The organism is Pseudomonas sp. LBUM1655 (genome assembly GCF_059716085.1).
Genome location: NZ_CP166801.1, coordinates 4,294,058 through 4,317,329, shown reverse-complemented (window position 1 = coordinate 4,317,329; position 23,272 = coordinate 4,294,058). Strand labels below are relative to the sequence as shown.

Genomic DNA, 23,272 nt, shown 5'->3' with positions numbered 1-23,272 from the left:
ACAATCCCGAGGGATTATTACTTGCGGCTAGCTTTGTCCAGCATGCGCAGAGCACGCTCGTTAGCTTCGTCAGCAGTCTGTTGTGCTTTTTGAGCAGCAGCCAGAGCTTCATCAGCTTTACGGTAAGCTTCGTCTGCACGAGCCTGGGAGCGAGCAGCTGCGTCTTCAGTAGCGGTCAGACGTGCTTCGGTTTCTTTCGATGCGCTGCTGCAACCGGTAGCCAGAACTGCGGCCAGAGCCAGAGCAGAGAATTTCAGAACGTTGTTCATCGTGTTCCCCTTCAAGGACTTTCAATTAAGTGGCTGTCTCCTCCGATTGAGGAAATAGCCGGCGTACATACTACCCATTACTTGTAGTAAGTAAACTGACGTAAGGCAAGAAGCAAAAAAAATTGTAGGCGTTGATTCTTTTTCGAGCAACTTTTAACTGAGCTGTTTAAAAAGTATCCAGCTGCAAGCCCCGCGCAGAGCGAGTTATTGAGAAAAAGTTCCCGGTGTCTCGTGCTGTATTGCAGGTAGTGGCTAAAGTCTGTCTATATGACTTCGTCCATACTTTTGTTCCGGATTTGTGTGCTGCTTCGCTTATCTTTGTCCATGTTGAGGTGACTTTAAAAAAGGTCGCACGTCTTAAGTCTCAACATCCGGCAATGTTCAGGTAGTCGGCCGGGGAGATCTTCTCCCCCAGCCACCCTGCGTCCATCGGAGCAACCCCGGTCTTTGAGCGTGATGACGAGCGCACCTTGAGCAATTTCGCCAATGGTGCCTACTATTTATTACGTGCTCGGTTGTGCGAGATCGGTGTGTCTCTTCTCGGTGTCCGACAGGCACGGGGTGGCGTAGATGTTCCTTCGCCGGAAAAACATCGGTAAGGTAGGGGTCAGAATTCAAGACCCGCGAGGAGTAGTGATGAGCGAGGCGTTGTCCATCCACCATGACCAGGCTGGTCATCAGTTCGAGACCAATGTGGACGGTCATCGTGCCTACCTGACCTATATGGATCTGGGGAAACAGACCCTGGACATCTATCGCACGTTTGTGCCCAACGCCCTGCGCGGCCGTGGTATTGCCGCAGCGCTGACCGAAAGCGCGCTGCAATACGCCGAAGAAATGGGCTACACGGTGATTCCATCGTGCTCCTACGTCGAGCGCTACATGGAGCGTCATCAGCGTCGCGCCGCGAAGATCTGAGCCATACGCCACACACAAAAACGCCGGGCAATGCCCGGCGTTTTTTTATGCCTGTAAACCGCGTATCAACTGCGCTGGCGTTTTGGCAGAACATCCTTGAGCTTGGCGTGCATGCTGCGCAAGGTGTTTTCGGTGGCGGACCAGTCGATGCAAGCATCGGTGATCGACACGCCGTATTGCAGATCGGCGAGGTCTTTTGGAATCGCCTGGCAGCCCCAGTTCAAGTGGCTCTCGACCATCAGGCCGATGATCGACTGGTTGCCTTCGAGGATCTGGTTGGCGACGTTCTCCATCACCAGCGGTTGCAGGGCCGGGTCCTTGTTGGAGTTGGCGTGGCTGCAATCGACCATGATGTTCGGCTTGATCTTCGCCTTGTTCAACGCCTGCTCGCACAGGGCAACGCTGACCGAATCGTAGTTCGGCTTGCCATTGCCACCGCGCAGCACTACGTGACCGTAGGCGTTGCCTTTGGTGGTGACGATCGACACGCCACCTTCCTGGTTGATGCCGAGGAAACGGTGCGGGCTGGAAACCGACTGCAAGGCGTTGATCGCCACAGTCAGACCGCCATCGGTGCCGTTCTTGAAACCGACTGCCGAGGACAGGCCGGAAGCCATCTCACGGTGAGTCTGGGATTCGGTGGTGCGCGCGCCGATAGCCGACCAGCTGATCAGGTCCTGCAGATACTGCGGGGAGATCGGGTCGAGGGCTTCGGTAGCGGTCGGCAGGCCTTTTTCCGCCAGGTCCAGCAGCAACTGGCGACCGATGTGCAGACCGTCCTGAATTTTGAAGGAGTCGTCCAGATACGGATCGTTGATCAGACCTTTCCAGCCGACAGTGGTGCGCGGCTTTTCGAAATACACGCGCATGACCAGATACAAGGTATCGGAGACTTCCGCAGCCAGCACCTTCAGGCGCTCGGCGTATTCGTGGGCAGCCTTGATGTCGTGGATCGAGCACGGACCGATCACTACGAACAGACGGTGGTCGGTGCCATCAAGAATGTTGCGAATGACTTCGCGGCCCTTGGTGACGGTGCGCAGGGCAGCGTCGCTCAGAGGAATATCACGCTTGAGCTGATCGGGAGTGATCAGGGTCTCGTTAGAGGCGACGTTTAGGTCGTTGATCGGTAAATCAGCCATCGTTTACTCGTCAGGTCACGGGTGCCGGCCGCCAGCGATCCCCGCGCGGCGGAGCACAGCAGATTTTAGCGCGTCGGGGGAACGGAACCTTAGCGCGTCAGGCGCTGCTCGACAATGGGCAAACGCCGCTTTAATCCAGCACTGGCTGGGCAAAAGCCTTGCGAACGCTGTCCTGGGAGAACTCGTCGGCGTGCTGTTCGACCCATTGCAGGGCCAGCGCCTGAATATCCTGCAGGTCGTCGTGGGTGTCGTTCATGCGGCAGTAGCGTTCGATCTGACACACCTGCTCACCCATTCGCGCGCTGAACAGCGTTTGTTCGTCGGTGAAGGCGATACCCAGCAGATAGCCTTTTTTGCGGCGCAAACACCACGCCACGTACCCCGGAAAACAGATGTCGGCATTGAGCGTCGGCATGCGCACTTGCAGGGCCGTACCGTGGCGCCAGGCACGGTGGTAATTGCAAGCGATCCCGCCGAGGCTGATAGTGTGCAGCCGTTGCCTGGAAATACACTCAGGCTTGAGTAAGGTTAATTCAACCGGCACTTCGTCCGGATGAGGAATGAAACGTCCCATGAGCACAGACTCCCTGTGTCGGCCATTTGACATTGTTTCCCCCAGTATAGTGGTCGAATCCGAACTGACCGATTTCGACGCCGACCAGCGGCTGCTGGCGATGAGTGGCGTTTCTCTGGTGATTTTCACCAGCGTCGGCTGCGCCAGTTGCCGCTATGCCCGTGAGGTATTGCCCGGTTTCGACTTGGCGGTGGATCGGCTGTGCTGGATCGACGCCAGTGACAACGGCGGGCTGGTGGAGCGTTACCAGGTCTTTCATTTGCCGGCGCTGTTTGTGGTGCGCGACGGTGAGTTCTTTGGGGCATTGCATACGCGCCTTACGGCCGAAGAGCTGAACGCTTCGCTGGCGCAGGCGCTGGGTCGAATTGCAGAGGAATTGCCATAAATGGGAACAATCAACAAACCGCTAGTGGGGATCATCGGTACTGGCGCCATCGGCGGGTTCTACGGATTGATGCTGGCACGCGCCGGATTCGATGTGCACTTTCTGTTGCGCAGTGAGTTTTCGGCTGTGGCCGAGCGCGGCTTGCAGGTGGACAGCGCGGTGCACGGCAAGCTGATGCTGAATCCGGTGCAGGCCTATTCTGCTGCTGAAGACATGCCCAAGTGCGACTGGCTGCTGGTCGGTGCCAAGACCACCAGTTCGGTAGGCCTCGCTCCGGCGATCATTCAAGCGGCCAGGCCCGATGCGAAAGTGCTGGTGCTGCAAAATGGTCTGGACGTCGAGGACAGTCTGCGTGAGTTGTTGCCTGAGTCCCTGCATGTGTTGGGTGGTCTGTGCCTGGTCTGCGTGCATCGCGACGGGCCCGGGCAGATTACCCACCAAGCCCTCGGCGCAGTAAACGTCGGTTATCACAGCGGCCCGGCAGTCGATGACGCGGCGCGCATGGCGTTGGTCGAAGAGGGCGCCGGACTGTTCCGTGCCGCGGGTATCGACTCCCAGGCAATGCCCAATCTACATCAGGCACGCTGGCAGAAACTGGTCTGGAATATTCCCTACAACGGTCTCTCGGTGTTACTCGGCGCCAGCACTACGCCACTGATGGCCGACGACGACAGTCGCGCATTGATCCAGGCGCTTATGGCCGAAGTGGTGCAGGGCGCGCGGGCTTGCGGTCACGAGATCCTGCCCGGTTATGCCGAGTACCTGTTCATGATGACCGAGAAAATGCCCGACTACTGGCCGAGCATGTACCACGACTTTCTGCATAAGCGACCGCTGGAGCTGGAGGCGATTTATGCCCGACCACTGGTGGCGGCGAGAGAGGCAGGCTGTGAGCTGCCGCGCATCGAGGCGCTGTATCGCAATTTGAGTTTTATCGACCGACGTAACGTTTAAGTCGGTTTTTTGTTGTGGGGGCGGGGGAAGGCATGGCCAAGAACATCGATGACAAACTGGTGCTGGCGATTTCGTCGCGCGCCTTGTTCGACCTGAGCGAGAGCCACAAGGTCTACCTGTCGAGCGGCGTCGAAGCCTACCGGCAATACCAGATCGAGCACGAAGACGAGATCCTCGCGCCCGGTGACGCCTTTCCACTGGTGGAAAAACTCTTGAGCCTGAACAGTCGCCTCGGCCGCGCGCGGGTCGAGGTGATTCTGGTGTCACGCAACAGCGCCGACACCGGGTTGCGCGTGTTCAATTCGATTCATCATTACGGCCTGGCGATTTCCCGCGCGGCGTTTGTCGGCGGGCGCAGTCCTTATCCCTATCTGAAGGCGTTTGGTTGCGACCTGTTTCTCTCCACCCATGCCGAGGACGTTCGCGCGGCGCTGGATGCCGGCTTCGCCGCCGCGACCATTTTGTCCGGGGGCGCCAGCCGTGCGGCCAGCGACGAACTGCGCATCGCCTTCGACGGTGACGCGGTGATCTTTTCCGACGAGTCGGAGCGCGTCTATCAGTCAGGCGGGTTGGAAGCGTTCCAGGCCAAGGAGCGCGAATCGGCGCGTGAGCCATTGCGCGGTGGGCCATTCAAGGGCTTCCTGGCGGCGCTCAATCTGCTGCAACGCGAATTCCCCGACGATGACTGCCCGATCCGTACCGCGCTGGTGACCGCTCGTTCGGCTCCGGCCCATGAACGAGTCATCCGCACGCTGCGCGAGTGGGATATCCGTCTCGATGAATCCCTGTTTCTCGGCGGCCTGACCAAATCGGCGTTTCTCGAAGCGTTTGCCGCCGACGTGTTCTTTGACGATCAGGCCGGCCACTGCGAGCTTGCCCGCGAAGTGGTTGCAACCGGCCATGTGCCACACGGCATCAGCAACGAACCATCGATCTAAAGGCCCTGTGCTTCAAGACGTTGCGTCACACGTCGTACTCGCCAAGGCACTGCTAAGCTGAATCAAATCTCCGCCATGTTGGCTTGCGAGGAGGTCATATGATTCGTTCGATGCTGTATGCCACTGACCTCGGTCTGTACGCGCCGTTTGTGATGCAGCATGCCCTGGCCTTGGCGCGAACGTTCGATGCCGACTTATATGTAGTGCATGCGGTGGAACCAATGGGGCTGTTTGCCGAATCTGTGTTGCAGAGTTATCTCGACGAGCAGGCGTTGAACGAATTCCACAGCCAGGGTCTGAAAACTGTCATCGCCAATATCGAGCAGCGGGTGCTCGACAGTTTTCGTGAAGAACTGGGCGAGGAGGGCGAGCAGGATCTGCAGCGGATTTGCGCGGTGCGCGTGCTACAGGGCGATCCTTCGCAGGTGATTCTCGACCAGGCGCAGAAACTCTCTGTCGATTTGCTGATCGTAGGAAGTCACAGCCACGGGGTAGGCGCGGAAACACCCTTGGGGCGCACGGCGGCGCGGGTACTGCAATTGGCCAAGGTGCCGGTTTATCTGGTGCCGCTGGTGGAGCGTCGGCGCCGGGAGGATCGCTGAGGCAGGAATAATGGCGCTTTGACAAAAAAGTTCTAGATTTATTCTTCAAACCATTAATATAGTTATATACCGTCGCTGATGCCCGTGGCGTCTACCTGCTTTGAGGGATACATATGAAGCTTCAACAATTGCGCTACATCTGGGAAGTGGCGCACCACGACCTCAACGTTTCCGCTACAGCCCAAAGCCTTTACACCTCGCAACCGGGCATCAGTAAACAAATCCGTCTGTTGGAAGATGAGCTCGGCGTTGAAGTGTTTGCCCGCAGCGGCAAGCACCTGACCCGCGTCACGCCAGCCGGCGAGCGCATCATCACCACTGCCGGTGAGATTCTGCGCAAGGTCGAAAGCATCAAGCAGATCGCCCAGGAATTCTCCAACGAGAAGAAAGGTACGCTGTCGATTGCCACGACTCACACCCAGGCGCGTTATGCGTTGCCGCCGGTGATCAGCAATTTCATCAAGCAATACCCTGACGTGGCGCTGCACATGCACCAGGGTTCGCCGATGCAGATCGCCGAAATGGCCGCTGACGGCACCGTCGATTTCGCCATCGCCACCGAAGCGCTTGAGCTGTTCGGCGATCTGGTGATGATGCCGTGCTACCGCTGGAACCGCTGCGTGGTTGTGCCCCAGGGCCACCCGCTGACCAAGCTGCCGAAGCTGACCCTCGAAGCTCTGGCCGAATACCCGATCGTGACTTACGTGTTCGGTTTCACCGGCCGCTCGAAACTCGACGAAGCATTCAGCCACCGTGGCCTGACGCCGAAAGTGGTGTTCACCGCTGCCGACGCCGACGTGATCAAAACCTATGTGCGCTTGGGTCTGGGTGTGGGCATCGTGGCGAAAATGGCCGTCGATACCAAACTCGACAACGATCTGGTGGTGCTGGATGCCAGCGAGCTGTTCGAATCGAGCATCACCAAGATCGGTTTCCGTCGTGGCACCTTCCTGCGTGGTTTCATGTGCGACTTCATTGAGAAGTTCGCGCCGCACCTGACCCGCGAAGTGATGGCCAAAGCCATTCAGTGCCACAACAAGCAAGAGCTGGAAGAACTGTTCGACGGCGTCGAACTGCCAGTCCACTAAGTCCCTGCTTCAGAGCACCTCGGTGACAGCAAACTGTTGCCGGGTGCCCGCCACCAGAATCTCCACCTCATCACCTTCGAACTTGCCCAGCAGACTTTTGCCCAGCGGCGAGCGCGGGGTGATGACGGTAATCGGCTGGCCGACCACGTCGACCTTCAAGCCCGCCGCATCCGGCGCCAGAAACAGCCATTGCTCACGACCCTTTTCGTCTTCCAGGCCGAGCAGGGCGCCGACCTCAATTCCTCGGTTTTCGTCATAGGCACGCAGTGTCAGGTTCTGGCACAGCGCCAGCGACTGACGAATTTCCTCGACGCGTTTCGCTTGCCCGGCCGCCAGATACGAAGCTTCCAGCCCAAGGGTGTCGTACTTGTTTTCGGCGATGTTCTCTTCGTGGGTCGCGGTTTCGTAAGCGGTTTGTGCCGCACGTTCGGCGATATCGAGGTCGATGCGCAATTTGTCGAGAATCAATTGGTGGACGCTGTGCTTGTTCATGATCAATCGCAGAATTGTAAAACGTTGGCGCGGCTCTTTTCGCTTGGCGCGGTTTGGTCCTGTTGCAGCCAGAACTGGCATTTCGGGTTCGACTGATTGCGGTTGCTGCTACGCGCCTGATCCAGACGATTCTGCTGCTCGTTCTTGCGCAGGTTTTCTTCGTACTGATCGAACAGAGGGCTCTGCGGCGGTATCTCCGGAACGGCTTGCACTGCTGGCGGATTGGCCAGTTGCTGCACCGCCTGGGCAACCGGCGCGAGTTGTTCGTTGAACATAAAACGCGAGAGTAGCCAGCATGTCAGCGCAATCGCGAGGAAGCCCAGCCACATGCCCAGGGCAATGCTGCCGGTCAAATGCAACGCGCTAAGCTGAACAGGCAAGGGGCGACGCGGGTTAGGACGGTAGGGCATGGCTGCCTCCTGGCGGATGGGTACGGGCAAGTGGCGATTGTCGCACGAAGATTAATCGCCGTCGGCTCTTCTGCACGACGTCATTTATGCGGACAATCGCTGCTTTTGCCAACGGGGAGTCTTGAATGCCGCCACTGAAAACCCGCTGGGATATTTTTTGCACTGTGGTCGACAACTATGGCGACATCGGCGTGACCTGGCGTCTGGCCCGGCAACTGGTCGCCGAGCATTCGCTGACGGTGCGGCTGTGGGTCGATGATCTGCGCGCGTTCGAGCGCATTTGTCCGGAAATCGACGTCAGCGCAGCGCAGCAATGGCAGCAGGGCGTCGAGGTACGCCACTGGCCGAGCGAGTGGCTCCATGCTGACGCCGCCGACGTGGTGATTGCCGCGTTTGCCTGCCAACTGCCGAGTGCTTACATGGACGCCATGGCCGAGCGCGAAAAGCCGCCGCTATGGATGAACCTCGACTATTTGAGTGCCGAAGACTGGGTCACCGGCTGCCACGGCCTGCCGTCGGTGAAGTACAAATCGGTGCAGAAAATCTTCTTCTTTCCGGGCTTCCAGCCAGGCACCGGTGGGCTGCTGCGTGAACGAGGATTGCTTGCACAGCGTCAGCAGTTTCAACGGGATGCCGCAGCGCAGCGACAATTCCTGCAAGGTCTGGGGATTGAACGCGCGCCTGACGCCCAGTTGATTTCCCTGTTTGCCTACGAGAACGCCGGGCTGGCCAGTTGGCTGGACGTGTTGGCAGCAGACGCCACACCGACTCAGTTGCTGGTGCCGGAAGGGCGGATTCTCGGCGACGTCGCGCGATGGCTCGGTGTTGAGACCCTCTCTGTCGGGGCGATCCATATCCGTCAGGCGCTGACCGTGCAGGTGTTGCCGTTCGTCCGTCAGGATCAGTACGATCATTTGCTCTGGTGTTGCGATTTCAACGCGGTGCGCGGCGAGGATTCGTTTGTCCGGGCGCAGTGGGCCGGGCGGCCGATGCTCTGGCACATCTATCAGCAGGACGAAGACATTCATCTGGACAAGCTCGATGCCTTCCTCGCGCTCTATACAAAGGGACTTTCACCGGCTGCTGCCGAGGCGATGAACGGTCTGTGGCGCGCCTGGAGTGCCGGCCAGCCGATCGGCGAGCACTGGCTAGCGGCCCGAAAGCACTGGCCGCAACTGCAGAAAAATGCAGAAGCATGGTGTCTGGAACAGGGCTTGCAAGCCGATCTTGCCGCGGCGCTGGTACAGTTTTACCTAAATTGGATATGATACGCGGCCTAGATTTTTGTAAATCCCATCCAAATTCGGATATTCGCAATGAAAACTGGTAAAGAACTGAAACCCGGTACCGTGATCCGTCTCGAAAACGATCCTTGGCTGGTTCAGAAAGCTGAATTCACCAAGTCGGGCCGTAACAGCGCGATCATGAAGACCAAGCTGAAAAACCTGCTGACCGGTTACAAGACCGAGATCGTTTACAGCGCCGACGACAAACTGGACGACGTAATCCTCGACCGCAAAGAAGCGACCCTGTCCTTCATCAGCGGCGACACCTACACGTTCATGGACACCACTGACTACACCATGTACGAGCTGAACGCTGAAGACATCGAAGCTGTTCTGCCTTTCGTTGAAGAAGGCATGACCGATGTTTGCGAAGCGATCTTCTTCGAAGAACGTCTGGTTTCCGTAGAGCTGCCGACCACCATCGTGCGCGTAGTTGACTACACCGAAGGTTCGGCTCGCGGCGACACTTCCGGCAAGGTCATGAAGCCAGCCAAGCTGAGCAACGGTACCGAGCTGCAAGTTGCTGACTTCATCGAAATCGGTGACAAGATCGAAATCGACACCCGCGAAGGCGGTTCCTACAAAGGCCGTGCCAAATAAGCACTGCTTTTTGCGGAAAGAAAAAGCCCGACCATTGAGTCGGGCTTTTTTGTGCCTGCGATTTTTTGCTTTATTTACACGGTGACGTGCAGACGTACATCGACATTGCCACGGGTGGCGTTGGAGTACGGGCAGACCTGGTGGGCAGCGTCGACCAGGCTTTGCGCGTCGGCTTGTTCAAGACCTGGCAGGCTGATGTGCAGGTCGATGTCCAGACCGAAACCACCAGGGATCTGGCCGATACCAACGTGAGCGGTGATCGCCGCGTCGTCCGGGATTTTGCGCTTGGTCTGGCTGGCTACGAATTTCAGCGCGCCGATGAAGCAGGCCGAATAACCGGCAGCAAACAGTTGCTCAGGGTTGGTCGCTGCGCCGCCAGCACCACCGAGTTCTTTCGGGGTGGCGAGTTTGACGTCGAGGACGTTGTCACTGGAGATCGCACGACCGTCACGGCCGCCGGTGGAGGTTGCGATTGCGGTGTAGAGAGTTTGCATGGTGTGGGCCTCGTTTAGTGTCATTGATTGCGCTAACTGTTTGCGCGCTAAGTAAGTTCGAGGTGAATATAGTCCGCAAATATTTAGTGCGCAATATAATTTTTTAAGGAAAGTGAAGGAGCGCGCCGAAGTGGAGGGATTCAGCGCGCTGGATGTATTGATCTAGAGAGGTTGAAGGGTCAAAAGCCGACAGCAAAAAATGTTCAGGTCGGGCAAAATCTCGGTAGAAAAAGAGATCCCTTGGGTTCTAGATAAGGCTGTCTTGCAGATGACTGCGCAGCACTTGCAGCTCAGCCTGCAGATTTTGCAGGCGCTCAAGGGTAAAGCCGCTGGCACCGAGAATGCATTGCGGAACGGTTTTGGCCTTTTCCTTGAGTGCTCGGCCTTTCGCAGTCAATTCAACAATCACCACGCGCTCATCCTCACGACTGCGGGTCCGGCTCAACAAGCCTTCACCTTCCAGACGTTTGAGCAACGGCGTTAGGGAGCCGGGATCAGTCAACAGTCGCGTGCTGATTTCTCCCACCGTCAAACCATCCTTCTCCCACAACACCATCATCGCCAGATACTGCGGATAGGTCAGGCCCAGCGCTTGCAAAAGCGGCTTGTAGACCTTGGTCAGCATCAGCGAAGTGGAATGCAATGCGAAGCAGGCCTGATTATCCAGCAACAGGTCTTCGCAGTGGTCTGGGGTGTTGCGTTCGGTGCTCATGTGTAAACCTTGATCAATGATGCTCATGAATCTAGCGCTCGAATCTTTAATGCGCCAGATAATTCTCTGAAACCTAGTGCCGGCCCAAGTCCCGTTGCAGCGCCAGATCCCAGGGTGGCACCGGGCTGAAGCGGGTCTTGAGATACTCCAGCAATAAACGGCTGCGCGAGTGGGTCTGCTGCTCCATCCGCAAGGCGTAGATGCCGGTGGATTCGGGTCGTGGCAGGCCATTTTCACAAAACAGCGGCAACAATTCGCCGCGCAGCAGGTATTCGCTGGCCAACCAGGTTGGCAGGTGCGCGATGCCCAGCCCCGCCAATGCACCGCACACCAGAGCCTCGGCGTTATTGGCGCTCATGCGGATGCGCGCCGGGCGGTGTAATTGCATCTGCCCGTCCTGTTCGAAACGCCACGCAAAGGGTGGGGCGAGACCGTCCCAATCCAGACCGTCATGTTCGCTCAACTGCGCAGGATGATTCGGTACACCGCGACGCTTGAGGTAGTCGGGACTGGCGCAAGCGATGCGCACCATGCTCGCCAACGGGGTGGCGACCAGTCGGGTATCGGCCATTTGTCCGGCACGCAGCACCAGATCGACTTTGCCCAGATTCGAGCCGTGCATGTCGACGAAACTGTCGATCAGGTGCAACTGCACGTCGAGCCCCGGATACAACACCAGAAAGTCGGCAATCACCGGTGCCAAGTGTCGGCGCCCGAATGCAGCCGGCGCATCGATGCGAATCAAACCTTCCGGCGCACTGCTCAGCGACACCGCTTCGGCGCGGGCCAGTTGCAGTTCGGCAACGATCCGCCGCGCCCGTTCGGCAAAGGCCAGACCTGCCGGCGTGGCGCGTACGGCATGCGTGCTGCGAATGAACAACTGGCTGCCCACCGCGCTTTCCAGGCTATCGATGCGCCGGGCAACCGCCGACGGCGTCAGCGGATGACGGCGTGAGGCGGCGGAAAAGCTGCCACTCTCCAGCACATCGAGAAACAATCCGAGTTGATCGGTCAATTGGTTGGGATTCATGTCGGTTCAATGCTTGTGCGAATTCGGCATAGCCATTGTGCGTTGCTATGCGTTTCCCCGCCAGCCGCGACTGCGTAGGATGTTTCGCCTGACGTAAGAGGAATTCGACTGTGATGGAGTTTTTGTTGTACCTGCTGTTCGGCGCCGCCCTCGGCACGCTCGGTGGCATCTTCGGCATCGGCGGTGGCTTGATCGCGATTCCATTGCTCGGCGTCTGGTTCGGCCTTGATCAGCAGATCGCTCAAGGCACAGCGCTGGTGATGGTGGTGCCGAACGTGATGCTGGCGCTGTGGCGTTATCACCAGCGCAATCGCATCGAACTGCGTCATGCGTTGCCGCTGGCGGTGATGGGGTTCTGCTTCGCGTGGATCGGTTCGATCTGGGCCGTGGGCATCGATGCGCAAACCATGCGTATCGGGTTTGTCGCGTTCCTGGTCGTATTGTCCGCCTATAACTTGCTGAAGATGTTCGGCAAGCGCCCGGCGCCAACGTCCGAGATGCGTTATTCCTGGCCGTGGCTGGGTGTACTCGGTGCGGCGTCCGGGACCATGGGCGGGTTGTTTGGTGTCGGCGGGGCAGTCGTGGCGACGCCCGTACTCACCAGCCTGTTCGGCACTACTCAGGTGGTCGCCCAAGGCTTGTCGCTGGCGCTGGCACTGCCGAGCACAGGCGTGACGCTGGTGACCTACGCGGTGCACCACGAAGTGGACTGGATGATTGGTCTGCCGCTGGCCATCGGCGGTCTGGCCAGCATCAGTTGGGGCGTGAAAGTTGCCCACGCGATGCCGGAAAAACTCCTGCGTGGGCTGTTCTGCGGGTTTCTGGTGCTGTGCGCGGTGATGCTTGCCTTTAAAGTTTGAAGCCTTCGACGATGTGCTCGGCGAGGCATTCAGTGATCGGCGACGGATTGTTCAAGTTGCGGATGAGCATGATGCTGGCCTCGGGCAACAGCGGCAGATCCTCGTTGGCTCCCAGAATGCGCATGTCCGGGGTGATCAGGCTTTCCAGTTGCGCGGTGATCGCCAGACCCGCGCTCACCACCGCCATCAGCGCCGACAGACTGGTGCTGTTGTAGGCGATGCGGTAATCGCGACCCATTGCGTCCAGCGCATTGCAGGCCCACAAGCGGCAGAAACAATCACTGTTGAACATCGCTAGCGGCAGCGGCGTCTGCTCATGGGCGCTGAAGTTTTGCGCTTCAGCCCAGACAAACCGTTCTTTGCGCAGTAACTGGCCGATCTCGTTACCGGGTTCGCGGGTGACGATCGACAGATCAAGATCGGTGCGCTGCAACAACTGTTTGGTCGATTCGCAATGCACTTCGATCTGGATCAGCGGATAGAACTGCGCAAATCGCGACAGGATCCCTGGCAGAAAACGCATCACGTAATCATCCGGCGTGCCGATGCGCACGGTGCCGACCATGTGCGGCTCGCGCAGAGTGTTGAACACTTCGCTGTGCAGCTTGAGGATGCGCCGCGCGTAACCGAGCAGCACCTGGCCTTCGGCGGTCAGGCGAACCTGCCGGCCGTCACGCTCGAACAACTGGCGCTGCAGCACGTCTTCTTCCAGACGTTTCATCTGCATGCTCACCGCCGATTGCGTGCGGTTGACCATCTCTCCAGCGCGGGTGAAACCGCCCTGATCGGCAATTGCGACAAAGGTGCGCAGTACATCGGTATCGATACTGGGGTAGGCCGACAATTGATGAATCTCCGTGATGCATGCCATCAGAAACATTCGTTGGATTGATCTTAGCGCCGGCGCGAGACTTGAGCCATCCACAACGGAGGTCAAGACGATGAAAGGTCAAAGAGAGTCTGTAGGTGAAGAAGCGTTTTCCGGCCATGGCCATATGGTTTCGGACCTGCTGCACAAGTTTAGCCGCTGGTACGAACTGCACCGTGAACGAGAGTTGCTTGCCAGTCTGAGCGACGAAGCGCTGAAAGACATCGGGGTCAGTCGTGCCGACGTCGAGCACGAGTCAGTGCGGCCGTTCTGGGACGATCCGATGCATAAATGATGAGGCCATTGCTACACAAACACTTCTGGACTGAGGTAGGTTGCGAGCAGACAAGGAGATGCTCATGCCCGCGACACTGTCCTTTTCCCTTAAACAGGCGCGACGTCTGGTGCTGGCTGCCCAAGGGTTCAACGGGCGCCAGCCGCCGACCGTCAAGGCGCCGCACGTCAACCGGCTGATCGAACGGCTGGGCCTGCTGCAAATCGATTCCGTCAACGCCGTGGTGCGCTCGCACTACCTGCCGCTGTTTTCCCGTCTGGGTTCCTATTCTTCTGACTTGCTCGACCAGGCCGCCTGGAGTTCGGGGCGTCGTCGTACGCTTTTTGAATACTGGGGGCATGAGGCGTCGTTACTACCGCTGTCGATGTATCCGTTGCTGGGTTGGCGCATGCAGCGGGCCAGGCAAGGTAAGGACATCTATCAGCAACTGGCGAAGTTTGGTCTTGAGCAGCAGGATGTCATTCGCCGGGTTCTGAATGCGGTCCAAGAGCGTGGGGCATTGGGCGCAGGCAGTTTGTCGACCCGTGAAGACAAGCCCGGACAGTGGTGGGACTGGAGTGCGGAAAAGCATGCGCTGGAATGGTTGTTCGCCGCTGGTGAAGTGACGGTGGCCGGGCGACGGGGCTTTGAGCGTTTGTATGATTTGCCTGAGCGGGTGATTCCTTCGGCGATCCTGCAGCAGCCTTTGCCTGATGAGGCTGAGGCTCAGCGCGGGTTATTACTGCATGCGGCGCAGGCGCTGGGCGTAGGCACTGAAAAGGATCTGCGTGATTACTTTCGTCTGAATCCGGCTGATGCGCGTCCGCGTCTGGCCGAGTTGGTTGAGGCCGGACAATTGCAGTCCTGCGAAGTCGCTGATTGGCGGCAAATCGCCTATTGCCTGCCGAAGCCGAAAATCCCGCGCAAAGTGCCGGCCAGTGCGCTGTTGTCACCGTTCGATTCGTTGATCTGGGAGCGCAGTCGCACCGAGCGGTTGTTTGATTTTCGCTATCGGCTGGAGATCTACACGCCGCAGGACAAGCGGGTTTACGGCTATTACGTGCTGCCGTTTTTGAACAATGAGCGGATAGCCGCACGGGTGGATCTGCGTGCCGAGCGGGCGGCGGGGCGGCTGGCGGTGCATGCGGTGCATGAAGAGGAATCAGGGCTGGATGAAGAGGGGATGCTGGCGCTGGCGGTGAATTTGCGGCGCATGGCGGACTGGCTGGGGTTGGAGAGGGTGCAGCTGAATTGTAAGCGTGAGAGTGCGGGGCGGTTGCGGGCGGCATTGGCTCAGATCGGTGGTGACTGAGCAGACACCTTCGCGAGCTTGCTCGCGAAGGAGGTGACGCGGTTTAGCGACGGACTTGCTTCAGTGTTTCGGCGATCAGGAACGCCAATTCCAGCGACTGATCGGCATTCATCCGCGGATCACAGTGGGTGTGATAGCGATCCGACAAGCCATCTTCAGTGATCGGCCGTGCGCCCCCGATGCACTCGGTGACATTCTGCCCGGTCATCTCGATGTGAATCCCGCCGGCGTAACTGCCTTCCGCTTCGTGCACCTGGAAGAACTGCTTCACTTCGCCAAGGATCTGCGCAAAGTCGCGGGTCTTGTAGCCGCTGCTGGCCTTGATAGTGTTGCCGTGCATCGGGTCGGAACTCCACAGCACCTGCTTGCCTTCACGCTGCACAGCGCGGATCAACGCCGGTAAATGATCGCCGACCTTGTTCGTGCCCATTCGCGCGATGAGGTTCAGACGCCCCGGATCGTTGCTCGGGTTGAGCACGTCGATCAGACGAATCAGATCATCGGGGTTCATGCTAGGGCCGACTTTCACCCCGATCGGGTTGTTCACCCCACGCAGAAATTCGACGTGAGCACCGTCGAGCTGACGGGTGCGGTCGCCGATCCACAGCATGTGCGCCGAGCAATCGTAGTAATCGTTGGTCAGGCTGTCGCGGCGCACGAAGGCTTCTTCGTAGTTGAGCAGCAGCGCTTCGTGGGCGGTGAAGAAACTGGTTTCGCGCAATTGCGGCGAGCTGTCCATGCCGCAGGCGCGCATGAAGGCCAGGGTTTCATCGATGCGATCGGCGAGGTGGCTGTATTTCTCGGCCAGCGCGGAGTTGGCGATGAAATCGAGGTTCCACTTGTGCACCTGATGCAGGTCGGCAAAACCGCCCTGGGCGAAGGCGCGCAGCAGGTTCAGGGTCGCGGTGGACTGGTGATAGGACTGCAGCAGACGCTCCGGATCCGGCACGCGACTCTTTTCGTCGAAGCCGATGCCGTTGACGATGTCGCCACGGTAGGCCGGCAGGGTCACGCCGTCGATGGTTTCGTCGTTGGCCGAACGCGGCTTGGCGAATTGACCGGCCATGCGCCCGACCTTGACCACCGGGCAACCGGCGGCAAAGGTCATGACGATGGCCATTTGCAGCAGCACCTTAAACGTGTCGCGAATCTTGGCTGCTGAGAATTCAGCGAAGCTTTCAGCGCAATCGCCGCCCTGCAGCAGGAACGCCCGGCCTTGAGTCACCTCGGCAAACTGACGACGCAGCTCCCGCGCTTCGCCGGCAAACACCAGCGGCGGATAACTGGCCAGGGTTTGCTCGACCTGGCGCAGATGCGCGGCGTCGGGGTATTGGGGTTGTTGCTGGATCGGCAGGGCGCGCCAGCTGTCAGGGCTCCAGGGTTGGCTCATCACGGTCTCTAAGGTTCTACGCACGGAACGCCATGGTATCAGCAAATTAGTGCGTGACCTGTTCCCGCCCCATCGCCGACAATCGCCGCTTTGCCACGGTGCCATAGCGGTGCCATCGCGTCACCGCGCCCGGTGACCATCAGGAGACGAAATGACTGAGGAGCGCGCCGAGCTATTGCTCGCCGAGGTACAGGACGAGTTCGGCGTGATTCGCGTGCTGGAGGTGGCCGATTACCGCTTTCTGGAGTTCGGCGATGCGATCGAGCAGAGCTGCGTGTTCACTGCCGACCCGAGCTGGCTGGAATACGACTACACCCGGGCGATGCTGATTGGCGCGCTGTGCCACGAGCATCCGGAGAGTGCGCTGTTCCTCGGATTGGGCGCGGGTACGCTGACTCAGGCTTGCCTCAAGTTTCTGCCGCTGGAAGATGTCGAAGCCATCGAACTGCGTCCGGACGTGCCGCGTCTGGCCATCGAATATCTTGGCCTGGATGACGATCCGCGCCTGTACATCCGCGTCGGCGATGCCCTTGAATTGCTGCCGAGCGCCGAGCCTGCCGATCTGATCTTCGTCGACCTTTACACCGACGTCGGCCCCGGTGTCGGGCATCTGGCCTGGAGTTTTCTCGGCGACTGTCAGAAACGCTTGAATCCGGGCGGCTGGCTGGTGATTAACCAGTGGGCTACCGATGATGGCAAACCGTTGGGCGCGGCGTTGTTGCGCGGGCTCTATCACCGGCATTACTGGGAATTGCCGGTGAAGGAGGGCAACGTGATTCTGATTGTGCCAGCGGATCTGGATCAGGCGCTGGACATGCAGGCGCTGACTGCCCGGGCTGAAGCGCTGGCGCCGCAGTTGGGGTATTCGTTGCAGTCGTTGATCAAGGCGATTCGTCCCGCGACTTGAGCAGTAGGAGCTGCCGAAGGCTGCGATCCTTCTTTTAAAAAATCAAAGTCAAAAGATCGCAACCTGCGGCAGCTCCTACAGGATTTGGTGCGTTTCATCAGATGCCTTTGAAGACCCCGGGCCGCCGCTCAACCAGCGACCGTACACCTTCCTTGGCATCCTCGCTGGCCAGCAACTTCTTCACCAGCGCCGGCAAGCCCTGTGCTGCCGCCGTCTCACCTTCATACCGCGCCTGGCGCGCCGACATCAACGTCGCCTGCACCCCTAACGGCGCCTGTTGCGCAATCCGTTCGGCCAGTTCAATTGCCCGGGGCAGCAGATCCTCGCTGGCCATCACTTCCTGCACCAATCCCAGGTGCAAGGCATCGTGTGCATCGAATTCGTCTCCGGTCAGCAACCACCGCATGGCATTGCCCCAACCGGCTACCTGATGAAAGCGCAGAGTCGCGCCGCCAAAAGGAAAGATCCCACGCTGCACTTCCATCTGGGCGAACCGGGTATTGCTCGCGCAAAGGTTGATATCAGCGGCCAGCATCAGCTCGATGCCGATGGTCAGGCAGTAACCCTGTGCCGCGACAATCACCGGTTTGCTCACCCGTGGGCCGACGAAAACACCCCACGGATCACAACCGCCGGTCGGAACTATCCAGCCTTGGGCAAGTGCCGAGCTGGCATTGACCAGATCCAGGCCGGCGGTAAAGTGTTCGCCATGGCCGAACACCACTGCCACCCGCGCCTCGCTATCCGCCTCGAACTCGCCATACGCCAGGCTCAGCTCATTGAGCAGGTCGAGGTCGAAAGCATTGCGCTTGGCGGCTCGGTCGAGGCCGATCAGGTGGACATGGCCACGACGTTCACGGCTGACGCGGCCGGGGCAGGGCTGATTCATGGATAACTCCTCGGGCGGGAAGGGCGGGTGCAGCGACGGTATGCCGCAGATCGATGAATCGTTTAAGCGTCATCACCTGCGTGGCCGGGCCTTTGAAAAATAGACCTTCGCACGATTATCCGCAAAACCCCGTTACACAGCGGTGACACACGCATTCAGGCAATAAAAAAAGCTCCCTATTTGGGCGAAATCCGGTATAGTGCGCGCCGGCCTTTAACAGGGCCGCGTTTAGGTAGCGCAATTCCCCGAAGTCAGCTTCGGCTGCACGTTCGCATTGCGGGCTCTTCCCGGACGATTCTTTTTTTTCATTCATACGTTTTCGCAAATCCCCGCCGACAAAGCTGCCAGGGCGACTCTTGAGTCTCAACACGGCATGCGCAGCTTTGGAGCATGGGTCTTTGCGGATGCACTTAGAGGCAGACCCATGACCCAGGAAACCGGCGGATTCGCCGCTTTTAATCTTAACCCGAATATTCTTGCAGCCGTCGCAGCGACCGGCTACGAAGAGCCTTCGGCGATTCAGCAGCAATCGATCCCGATCATCATGGCCGGCCAGGACATGATTGGCCAGGCGCAAACCGGTACCGGTAAAACCGCCGCGTTCGCTCTGCCTATTCTGCACCGCATCGATCCTGCCAAGCGCGAACCGCAAGCCCTGATCCTGGCGCCAACCCGAGAGTTGGCGCTGCAAGTAGCAACCGCTTTTGAAACCTACGCCAAGCAAATGCCAGGCGTCACCGTTGTGGCCGTTTACGGCGGCGCGCCGATGGGCCCGCAACTGAAAGCAATCCGTAATGGCGCGCAGATCGTTGTCGCTACCCCGGGTCGTCTGTGTGACCACCTGCGTCGCGACGAGAAAGTGCTGTCGACCGTGAACCACCTGGTTCTCGACGAAGCTGACGAAATGTTGAAGCTGGGCTTCATGGATGACCTGGAAGTCATCTTCAAGGCTCTGCCAGCGACCCGTCAGACCGTTCTGTTCTCGGCTACCCTGCCGCAGTCGATCCGCGCCATTGCCGAACGCCACCTGCGCGATCCGCAACACGTCAAGATCCAGACCAAGACCCAGACCGTTACCGCGATCGAACAGGCTCACCTGTTGGTTCACGCTGACCAGAAGACTTCGGCCGTTCTCAGCTTGCTGGAAGTGGAAGACTTCGACGCTCTGATCATGTTCGTGCGCACCAAGCAAGCGACTCTGGATCTGGCCAGTGCCCTGGACGCCAAAGGCTACAAAGCCGCTGCGCTGAACGGTGACATCGCCCAGAACCAGCGTGAGCGCGTGATCGACTCGCTCAAGGATGGCCGTCTGGACATCGTTGTTGCGACCGACGTTGCTGCTCGTGGTCTGGACGTTCCGCGCATCACCCACGTTTTCAACGTGGACATGCCGTACGATCCGGAATCCTACGTTCACCGTATCGGCCGTACCGGTCGTGCCGGTCGCGAAGGTCGTGCGCTGCTGCTGGTGACTCCGCGTGAGCGCCGCATGCTGCAAGTGATCGAGCGTGTAACCGGTCAGAAAGTGGCTGAAGTTCGTCTGCCGGACGCTCAGGCTGTTCTCGATGCGCGCATCAAGAAACTGACCAACAGCCTGTCGCCGCTGGTCGCTGATGCCGAATCGACTCACGGTGAACTGCTCGATCGTCTGACCGCTGATATCGGCTGCACCCCGCGTGCTCTGGCTGCTGCTCTGCTGCGCAAGGCCACTAACGGTCAAGCGCTGAACCTGGCTGCAATCGAGAAGGAACGTCCACTGGTGCCGAACAACGCACCGCGTGGCGACCGTCCTGAGCGTACCGGTGATCGTCCGGATCGTGGTGACCGCGAGCGTCGTGCGCCAATGCCTTTGGGCGAAGGCCGTGCTCGTTGCCGTACCGCGCTGGGTGCGCGTGACGGTATCGCCGCCAAGAACCTGCTGGGCGCCATCCTCAACGAAGGTGGTCTGGCCCGTGAAGCGATCGGTCGCATTCAGGTACGTGACAGCTTCAGCCTCGTTGAGCTGCCGGAAGATGGTCTGGACAAACTCCTGACCAAGCTGAAGGACACTCGCGTTGCCGGTAAGCAGCTGAAACTGCGTCGCTATCGTGAAGATTGATCCGCCCTTGGGCTGATTGATCGAACATAAAAAATCCCCGACTGGTTCGGGGATTTTTTTTGCCTGTTTGAAAGATCAAAAGATCGCAGGGTAGGAGCTGCTGAAGGCTGCGATCTTTTGATTTTGCCTTTAGCCGAAGCGGTAAATATCCATACCCAGTGCACCCATGGTGAATCCCTTATGCGCCACACTGAATTCACCCCCGGCACCCCGGGCAAAGTACAACGGCAACAAGTGCTCATCACTCGGATGGCTGCGCACCGCGTTCGGTGCCTGCTGTCGGTAGTCATGCAGCGCCGCTTCATCATCGGTCGCAAGCTTTTCGATCACCCAGTCACGGAAGTCTTTTGCCCACGGCTCCACGCTTTCCGGACCGGCATGCCAGTCCAGCTCGCGCAGGTTGTGGGTGATGCTGCCCGAGCCGATCAACAAAATCCCTTGTTCACGCAAGCCTGCCAACGCACGACCAACACGGGTTTGCAGCGCTGGACCGCCGCGACTCGGCAGCGAAACCTGCACCACCGGAATGTCAGCTTGCGGGTACATCAGCGACAGCGGCACCCACACGCCGTGGTCGAACGGCCGTTGCGGATCGAGGCGTGCCGGCAGGTCGTTGGCGCTCAGCAACTCGGCGACCTCGACAGCCAATTGCGGATTGCCCGGTGCCGGGTACTGCACTTCAAACAACGCCCGAGGGAAGCCGCCGAAGTCATGCCAGGTCTCGGGCTGCGGATGGCTGCTGACCAGCAATTCGTGGCTCTCCCAGTGTGCGGAGACGATCACGATAGATTTAGGTCGGGGCAGTTCAGCGGCCAGTCGGGCTAGCGCCGGGCCACTCGCGCCGGGCTCCAGTGCAAGCATGGGTGAACCATGGGAAATAAACAGGCTGGGAAACATGATGGGTTCCTGAGCGTTAAGATGACTCATCTTCAGCCACATCATTGATCTAAATCTAATATAAGTTTTAACGCTTTTTGATCGAATTTTTAGGGGGATTCATGCAGCCTGAGTTTTGGCACAAGAAGTGGGCTTCGGACCAGATCGGTTTTCATTTGCCTGAGGTGAACCCGCATCTACAACGGCACTGGCCTGACCTCCCGATTCCTGCGCAGGCGCGGGTGTTGGTTCCGTTGTGTGGGAAAAGTCTGGATTTGCTGTGGTTAGCTGGGCGTGGCCATCAGGTGCTCGGGATTGAGTTGTCGGAAAAGGCCATTGAGGCCTTTTTCAGTGAGCAACATGTACAGCCGCAGGTTAGCGAGACAGACGGGTTCAAGATCTATCGTGCCGACTCCATTGAATTGTGGTGCGGTGATGTCTTCACGCTCACGGCAGAGGATGTGGCTGATTGCACGGCGCTGTACGACCGGGCAGCGCTGATAGCCTTGCCGCCGCCGATGCGTGAGCGCTATGTGGCGCATCTTCAGCAGATCCTGCCGCAGGGAGTGCAAGGGTTGCTGATTACGCTGGATTACGATCAGGCGCAGATGCCCGGGCCGCCGTTTGCAGTGGTGGATGATGAGGTGCAGCGGTTGTTGGGCGGTGCTTGGCAGGTGCAGGTGCTGGAAGAGCAGGATGTGCTGAGTGAGAGCGGGAAGTTTCTGCAGGCCGGGGTGACGCGGCTAGAGGAGCGGGTTTACCGTATTTCGCCTCGTTAGTTTGTGTTGGCTGTTCCGGCCTCATCGTTGGCAAGCCAGCAATCAGGCCAGTGGAAACAACCCATTACTCTAAGCAAAAAAAGGCCCGCATCACTGCGGGCCTTCTTGTTTTTACGCCAGTCTGATCAACCGCGACGACGCAATGCGTCGATACGCTCTTCCAGCGGCGGGTGGCTCATGAACATGCGGGCGAAGCCCTGTTTGATGCCACCGTTGATGCCAAAGGCGTTCAGGGTGTCCGGCATGTGCACCGGCAGACCCTGCTCGGCGCGCAGGCGTTGCAGGGCGCCGATCATTGCGCTGGTGCCAGCCAGACGCGCACCGGCTTCGTCTGCGCGGAATTCGCGTTTGCGCGAGAACCACATGACGATCGCGCTGGCCAGAATACCCAGTACCAGCTCGGCGAAGATGGTTGCCACGTAGTAGGCAATGCCCTGGCCTTCTTCGTTCTTGAAGATCACCTTGTCGACGAAGTTGCCGATGATCCGCGCGAAAAACATCACGAAGGTGTTCACCACGCCCTGGATCAGCGCCAGGGTGACCATGTCACCGTTGGCGACGTGGCCGATTTCGTGGGCCAGCACGGCTTTCACTTCATCGGGCGAAAACCGTTCGAGCAGGCCCTGGCTGACTGCGACCAATGCGTCGTTCTTGTTCCAGCCCGTGGCGAACGCGTTCGCTTCGTAGGCCGGGAAAATACCGACTTCGGGCATCTTGATCCCGGCTTCGCGGGACAATTGCTCAACGGTTTGCAGCAGCCATTGCTCATGCCGGGTACGTGGCTGGCTGATGATCTGGGTACCGGTGCTCATCTTCGCCATCCACTTGGAGATGAATAGCGAGAACAGCGAGCCGGCGAAACCAAAGACCGCACAGAAAACCAGCAGCTGACTAAGGTCGAGATCAACCCCGTTGGCCGCCATGAACCCGTTGAAGCCGAAAAGGCTCAGGGTGATGCTGGCTATCAGCACGACCGCCAGGTTAGTGGCCAAAAACAGCAGGATGCGCATCATGGTTGTAGAAATCTCCTCAAGCTAAAGATGTAGCGTACTGCGGGGTATATAAGGTGCGGCACCCGGCTATTCAACTGGGTGACTATTTCAAACTGTGTCCTACAGCAGTTTC

The 23,272-nt window shown here is 58.8% G+C and carries 27 protein-coding genes; 14 read left to right on the top strand and 13 right to left on the bottom strand.

Annotation, left to right across the window (positions count from 1 at the left end):
• Positions 1 to 17: 17 nt before the first annotated feature.
• A complete protein-coding gene (oprI, locus tag ACA074_RS19240) occupies positions 18 to 269 on the bottom strand; it encodes an outer membrane lipoprotei OprI (RefSeq protein ID WP_003199355.1) in 252 nt (83 codons plus the stop codon).
• 636 nt (positions 270 to 905) lie between these two features.
• On the opposite strand from oprI, the gene ACA074_RS19235 reads away from it, so the two are divergent.
• Positions 906 to 1,187: a GNAT family N-acetyltransferase gene (locus tag ACA074_RS19235; protein ID WP_003226804.1), complete on the top strand. Its 282-nt coding sequence runs from the start codon at positions 906 to 908 to the stop codon at positions 1,185 to 1,187.
• A 65-nt stretch (positions 1,188 to 1,252) separates the two neighbouring features.
• On the opposite strand, the gene ACA074_RS19230 is transcribed toward ACA074_RS19235, so the two are convergent.
• Complete coding sequence (locus tag ACA074_RS19230; protein ID WP_042560279.1) at positions 1,253 to 2,329, bottom strand: 3-deoxy-7-phosphoheptulonate synthase; 1,077 nt, start codon at positions 2,327 to 2,329, stop codon at positions 1,253 to 1,255.
• 130 nt (positions 2,330 to 2,459) lie between these two features.
• Positions 2,460 to 2,903 carry a PilZ domain-containing protein gene (locus tag ACA074_RS19225; RefSeq protein ID WP_401271956.1) on the bottom strand — a complete coding sequence of 148 codons (444 nt, stop codon included), beginning with the start codon at positions 2,901 to 2,903 and terminating at the stop codon, positions 2,460 to 2,462.
• Here ACA074_RS19225 and ACA074_RS19220 point away from each other — a divergent pair.
• The 5 genes from ACA074_RS19220 to cysB all read left to right on the top strand — a co-directional run bounded on the left by ACA074_RS19220 (position 2,902) and on the right by cysB (position 6,870).
• Entirely contained in the window at positions 2,902 to 3,288 is a 387-nt protein-coding gene (locus ACA074_RS19220; protein ID WP_187677680.1) for a thioredoxin family protein, read from the top strand. The two genes, ACA074_RS19225 and ACA074_RS19220, sit on opposite strands and share 2 nt — an antisense overlap.
• The gene (locus ACA074_RS19215) at positions 3,289 to 4,242 is read left to right on the top strand and encodes a putative 2-dehydropantoate 2-reductase (RefSeq protein WP_497677610.1); all 954 of its coding nucleotides are present in this window, start codon (positions 3,289 to 3,291) and stop codon (positions 4,240 to 4,242) included.
• 32 nt (positions 4,243 to 4,274) lie between these two features.
• Positions 4,275 to 5,180, top strand: coding sequence for a 5'-nucleotidase (locus ACA074_RS19210; protein ID WP_187677678.1), 906 nt, complete (start codon positions 4,275 to 4,277; stop codon positions 5,178 to 5,180).
• Positions 5,181 to 5,278: 98 nt separating this feature from the next.
• Entirely contained in the window at positions 5,279 to 5,782 is a 504-nt protein-coding gene (locus ACA074_RS19205) for a universal stress protein (protein WP_187677677.1), read from the top strand.
• Positions 5,783 to 5,895: 113 nt separating this feature from the next.
• A complete protein-coding gene (cysB, locus tag ACA074_RS19200; protein WP_007908591.1) occupies positions 5,896 to 6,870 on the top strand; it encodes an HTH-type transcriptional regulator CysB in 975 nt (324 codons plus the stop codon).
• Between the two features lie 9 nt (positions 6,871 to 6,879).
• Here cysB and ACA074_RS19195 read toward each other — a convergent pair whose 3' ends face one another.
• Positions 6,880 to 7,362: a GreA/GreB family elongation factor gene (locus ACA074_RS19195; protein WP_042607891.1), complete on the bottom strand. Its 483-nt coding sequence runs from the start codon at positions 7,360 to 7,362 to the stop codon at positions 6,880 to 6,882.
• 2 nt (positions 7,363 to 7,364) lie between these two features.
• Positions 7,365 to 7,772 (bottom strand): hypothetical protein, encoded by a 408-nt coding sequence (locus ACA074_RS19190; RefSeq protein WP_187677676.1) that lies wholly within the window; start codon positions 7,770 to 7,772, stop codon positions 7,365 to 7,367.
• Between the two features lie 125 nt (positions 7,773 to 7,897).
• Between ACA074_RS19190 and earP the strand changes: the two genes are divergently transcribed.
• The gene (earP, locus tag ACA074_RS19185; protein WP_497677609.1) at positions 7,898 to 9,040 is read left to right on the top strand and encodes an elongation factor P maturation arginine rhamnosyltransferase EarP; all 1,143 of its coding nucleotides are present in this window, start codon (positions 7,898 to 7,900) and stop codon (positions 9,038 to 9,040) included.
• A gap of 48 nt (positions 9,041 to 9,088) precedes the next feature.
• Positions 9,089 to 9,658, top strand: a complete 570-nt coding sequence (locus tag ACA074_RS19180) for an elongation factor P (RefSeq protein ID WP_028619992.1) — start codon at positions 9,089 to 9,091, stop codon at positions 9,656 to 9,658.
• 74 nt (positions 9,659 to 9,732) lie between these two features.
• On the opposite strand, the gene ACA074_RS19175 is transcribed toward ACA074_RS19180, so the two are convergent.
• The 3 genes from ACA074_RS19175 to ACA074_RS19165 all read right to left on the bottom strand — a co-directional run bounded on the left by ACA074_RS19175 (position 9,733) and on the right by ACA074_RS19165 (position 11,894).
• Positions 9,733 to 10,152: an organic hydroperoxide resistance protein gene (locus tag ACA074_RS19175; protein WP_187677674.1), complete on the bottom strand. Its 420-nt coding sequence runs from the start codon at positions 10,150 to 10,152 to the stop codon at positions 9,733 to 9,735.
• Positions 10,153 to 10,399: 247 nt separating this feature from the next.
• Positions 10,400 to 10,864, bottom strand: coding sequence for a MarR family winged helix-turn-helix transcriptional regulator (locus ACA074_RS19170; RefSeq protein ID WP_401271952.1), 465 nt, complete (start codon positions 10,862 to 10,864; stop codon positions 10,400 to 10,402).
• A gap of 73 nt (positions 10,865 to 10,937) precedes the next feature.
• Positions 10,938 to 11,894 (bottom strand): LysR family transcriptional regulator, encoded by a 957-nt coding sequence (locus tag ACA074_RS19165; RefSeq protein WP_187677672.1) that lies wholly within the window; start codon positions 11,892 to 11,894, stop codon positions 10,938 to 10,940.
• A 113-nt stretch (positions 11,895 to 12,007) separates the two neighbouring features.
• Between ACA074_RS19165 and ACA074_RS19160 the strand changes: the two genes are divergently transcribed.
• Entirely contained in the window at positions 12,008 to 12,754 is a 747-nt protein-coding gene (locus ACA074_RS19160) for a sulfite exporter TauE/SafE family protein (RefSeq protein WP_497677608.1), read from the top strand.
• On the opposite strand, the gene ACA074_RS19155 is transcribed toward ACA074_RS19160, so the two are convergent.
• A complete protein-coding gene (locus tag ACA074_RS19155; protein ID WP_187677831.1) occupies positions 12,744 to 13,598 on the bottom strand; it encodes a LysR substrate-binding domain-containing protein in 855 nt (284 codons plus the stop codon). The two genes, ACA074_RS19160 and ACA074_RS19155, sit on opposite strands and share 11 nt — an antisense overlap.
• A 97-nt stretch (positions 13,599 to 13,695) precedes the next feature.
• Here ACA074_RS19155 and ACA074_RS19150 point away from each other — a divergent pair, with 97 nt between their 5' ends.
• Together ACA074_RS19150 and ACA074_RS19145 are read left to right on the top strand one after the other, a co-directional pair.
• Positions 13,696 to 13,917, top strand: coding sequence for a DUF1127 domain-containing protein (locus ACA074_RS19150; RefSeq protein WP_187677670.1), 222 nt, complete (start codon positions 13,696 to 13,698; stop codon positions 13,915 to 13,917).
• 64 nt (positions 13,918 to 13,981) lie between these two features.
• Complete coding sequence (locus ACA074_RS19145; protein WP_497677607.1) at positions 13,982 to 15,208, top strand: winged helix-turn-helix domain-containing protein; 1,227 nt, start codon at positions 13,982 to 13,984, stop codon at positions 15,206 to 15,208.
• Positions 15,209 to 15,251: 43 nt separating this feature from the next.
• Here ACA074_RS19145 and ACA074_RS19140 read toward each other — a convergent pair whose 3' ends face one another.
• Positions 15,252 to 16,598, bottom strand: coding sequence for a class II 3-deoxy-7-phosphoheptulonate synthase (locus ACA074_RS19140; RefSeq protein WP_497677606.1), 1,347 nt, complete (start codon positions 16,596 to 16,598; stop codon positions 15,252 to 15,254).
• A 151-nt stretch (positions 16,599 to 16,749) separates the two neighbouring features.
• Here ACA074_RS19140 and ACA074_RS19135 point away from each other — a divergent pair, with 151 nt between their 5' ends.
• Positions 16,750 to 17,505, top strand: a complete 756-nt coding sequence (locus tag ACA074_RS19135) for a spermidine synthase (RefSeq protein ID WP_497677605.1) — start codon at positions 16,750 to 16,752, stop codon at positions 17,503 to 17,505.
• 97 nt (positions 17,506 to 17,602) lie between these two features.
• On the opposite strand, the gene ACA074_RS19130 is transcribed toward ACA074_RS19135, so the two are convergent.
• On the bottom strand, positions 17,603 to 18,394 hold the full coding sequence (locus tag ACA074_RS19130) for a crotonase/enoyl-CoA hydratase family protein (protein ID WP_497677604.1): 792 nt from the start codon (positions 18,392 to 18,394) through the stop codon (positions 17,603 to 17,605).
• Between the two features lie 424 nt (positions 18,395 to 18,818).
• Here ACA074_RS19130 and ACA074_RS19125 point away from each other — a divergent pair, with 424 nt between their 5' ends.
• Positions 18,819 to 20,492, top strand: coding sequence for a DEAD/DEAH box helicase (locus ACA074_RS19125; protein WP_008088238.1), 1,674 nt, complete (start codon positions 18,819 to 18,821; stop codon positions 20,490 to 20,492).
• Between the two features lie 129 nt (positions 20,493 to 20,621).
• Here ACA074_RS19125 and ACA074_RS19120 read toward each other — a convergent pair whose 3' ends face one another.
• The gene (locus ACA074_RS19120; RefSeq protein ID WP_497615066.1) at positions 20,622 to 21,389 is read right to left on the bottom strand and encodes a DODA-type extradiol aromatic ring-opening family dioxygenase; all 768 of its coding nucleotides are present in this window, start codon (positions 21,387 to 21,389) and stop codon (positions 20,622 to 20,624) included.
• 101 nt (positions 21,390 to 21,490) lie between these two features.
• Here ACA074_RS19120 and ACA074_RS19115 point away from each other — a divergent pair, with 101 nt between their 5' ends.
• Positions 21,491 to 22,147, top strand: coding sequence for a thiopurine S-methyltransferase (locus tag ACA074_RS19115; RefSeq protein ID WP_497677603.1), 657 nt, complete (start codon positions 21,491 to 21,493; stop codon positions 22,145 to 22,147).
• 125 nt (positions 22,148 to 22,272) lie between these two features.
• Here ACA074_RS19115 and htpX read toward each other — a convergent pair whose 3' ends face one another.
• The gene (gene htpX, locus ACA074_RS19110; protein WP_007908619.1) at positions 22,273 to 23,160 is read right to left on the bottom strand and encodes a protease HtpX; all 888 of its coding nucleotides are present in this window, start codon (positions 23,158 to 23,160) and stop codon (positions 22,273 to 22,275) included.
• Positions 23,161 to 23,272: the final 112 nt, after the last annotated feature.

Coding starts and splice junctions, on each gene's coding strand:
- oprI (WP_003199355.1), bottom strand. CDS start 269: ATGAACAACGTTCTGAAATTCTCTGCTCTGGCTCTGGCCGCAGTTCTG.
- ACA074_RS19235 (WP_003226804.1), top strand. CDS start 906: ATGAGCGAGGCGTTGTCCATCCACCATGACCAGGCTGGTCATCAGTTC.
- ACA074_RS19230 (WP_042560279.1), bottom strand. CDS start 2,329: ATGGCTGATTTACCGATCAACGACCTAAACGTCGCCTCTAACGAGACC.
- ACA074_RS19220 (WP_187677680.1), top strand. CDS start 2,902: ATGAGCACAGACTCCCTGTGTCGGCCATTTGACATTGTTTCCCCCAGT.
- ACA074_RS19225 (WP_401271956.1), bottom strand. CDS start 2,903: ATGGGACGTTTCATTCCTCATCCGGACGAAGTGCCGGTTGAATTAACC.
- ACA074_RS19215 (WP_497677610.1), top strand. CDS start 3,289: ATGGGAACAATCAACAAACCGCTAGTGGGGATCATCGGTACTGGCGCC.
- ACA074_RS19210 (WP_187677678.1), top strand. CDS start 4,275: ATGGCCAAGAACATCGATGACAAACTGGTGCTGGCGATTTCGTCGCGC.
- ACA074_RS19205 (WP_187677677.1), top strand. CDS start 5,279: ATGATTCGTTCGATGCTGTATGCCACTGACCTCGGTCTGTACGCGCCG.
- cysB (WP_007908591.1), top strand. CDS start 5,896: ATGAAGCTTCAACAATTGCGCTACATCTGGGAAGTGGCGCACCACGAC.
- ACA074_RS19195 (WP_042607891.1), bottom strand. CDS start 7,362: ATGAACAAGCACAGCGTCCACCAATTGATTCTCGACAAATTGCGCATC.
- ACA074_RS19190 (WP_187677676.1), bottom strand. CDS start 7,772: ATGCCCTACCGTCCTAACCCGCGTCGCCCCTTGCCTGTTCAGCTTAGC.
- earP (WP_497677609.1), top strand. CDS start 7,898: ATGCCGCCACTGAAAACCCGCTGGGATATTTTTTGCACTGTGGTCGAC.
- ACA074_RS19180 (WP_028619992.1), top strand. CDS start 9,089: ATGAAAACTGGTAAAGAACTGAAACCCGGTACCGTGATCCGTCTCGAA.
- ACA074_RS19175 (WP_187677674.1), bottom strand. CDS start 10,152: ATGCAAACTCTCTACACCGCAATCGCAACCTCCACCGGCGGCCGTGAC.
- ACA074_RS19170 (WP_401271952.1), bottom strand. CDS start 10,864: ATGAGCACCGAACGCAACACCCCAGACCACTGCGAAGACCTGTTGCTG.
- ACA074_RS19165 (WP_187677672.1), bottom strand. CDS start 11,894: ATGAATCCCAACCAATTGACCGATCAACTCGGATTGTTTCTCGATGTG.
- ACA074_RS19160 (WP_497677608.1), top strand. CDS start 12,008: ATGGAGTTTTTGTTGTACCTGCTGTTCGGCGCCGCCCTCGGCACGCTC.
- ACA074_RS19150 (WP_187677670.1), top strand. CDS start 13,696: ATGAAAGGTCAAAGAGAGTCTGTAGGTGAAGAAGCGTTTTCCGGCCAT.
- ACA074_RS19145 (WP_497677607.1), top strand. CDS start 13,982: ATGCCCGCGACACTGTCCTTTTCCCTTAAACAGGCGCGACGTCTGGTG.
- ACA074_RS19140 (WP_497677606.1), bottom strand. CDS start 16,598: ATGAGCCAACCCTGGAGCCCTGACAGCTGGCGCGCCCTGCCGATCCAG.
- ACA074_RS19135 (WP_497677605.1), top strand. CDS start 16,750: ATGACTGAGGAGCGCGCCGAGCTATTGCTCGCCGAGGTACAGGACGAG.
- ACA074_RS19130 (WP_497677604.1), bottom strand. CDS start 18,394: ATGAATCAGCCCTGCCCCGGCCGCGTCAGCCGTGAACGTCGTGGCCAT.
- ACA074_RS19125 (WP_008088238.1), top strand. CDS start 18,819: ATGACCCAGGAAACCGGCGGATTCGCCGCTTTTAATCTTAACCCGAAT.
- ACA074_RS19120 (WP_497615066.1), bottom strand. CDS start 21,389: ATGTTTCCCAGCCTGTTTATTTCCCATGGTTCACCCATGCTTGCACTG.
- ACA074_RS19115 (WP_497677603.1), top strand. CDS start 21,491: ATGCAGCCTGAGTTTTGGCACAAGAAGTGGGCTTCGGACCAGATCGGT.
- htpX (WP_007908619.1), bottom strand. CDS start 23,160: ATGATGCGCATCCTGCTGTTTTTGGCCACTAACCTGGCGGTCGTGCTG.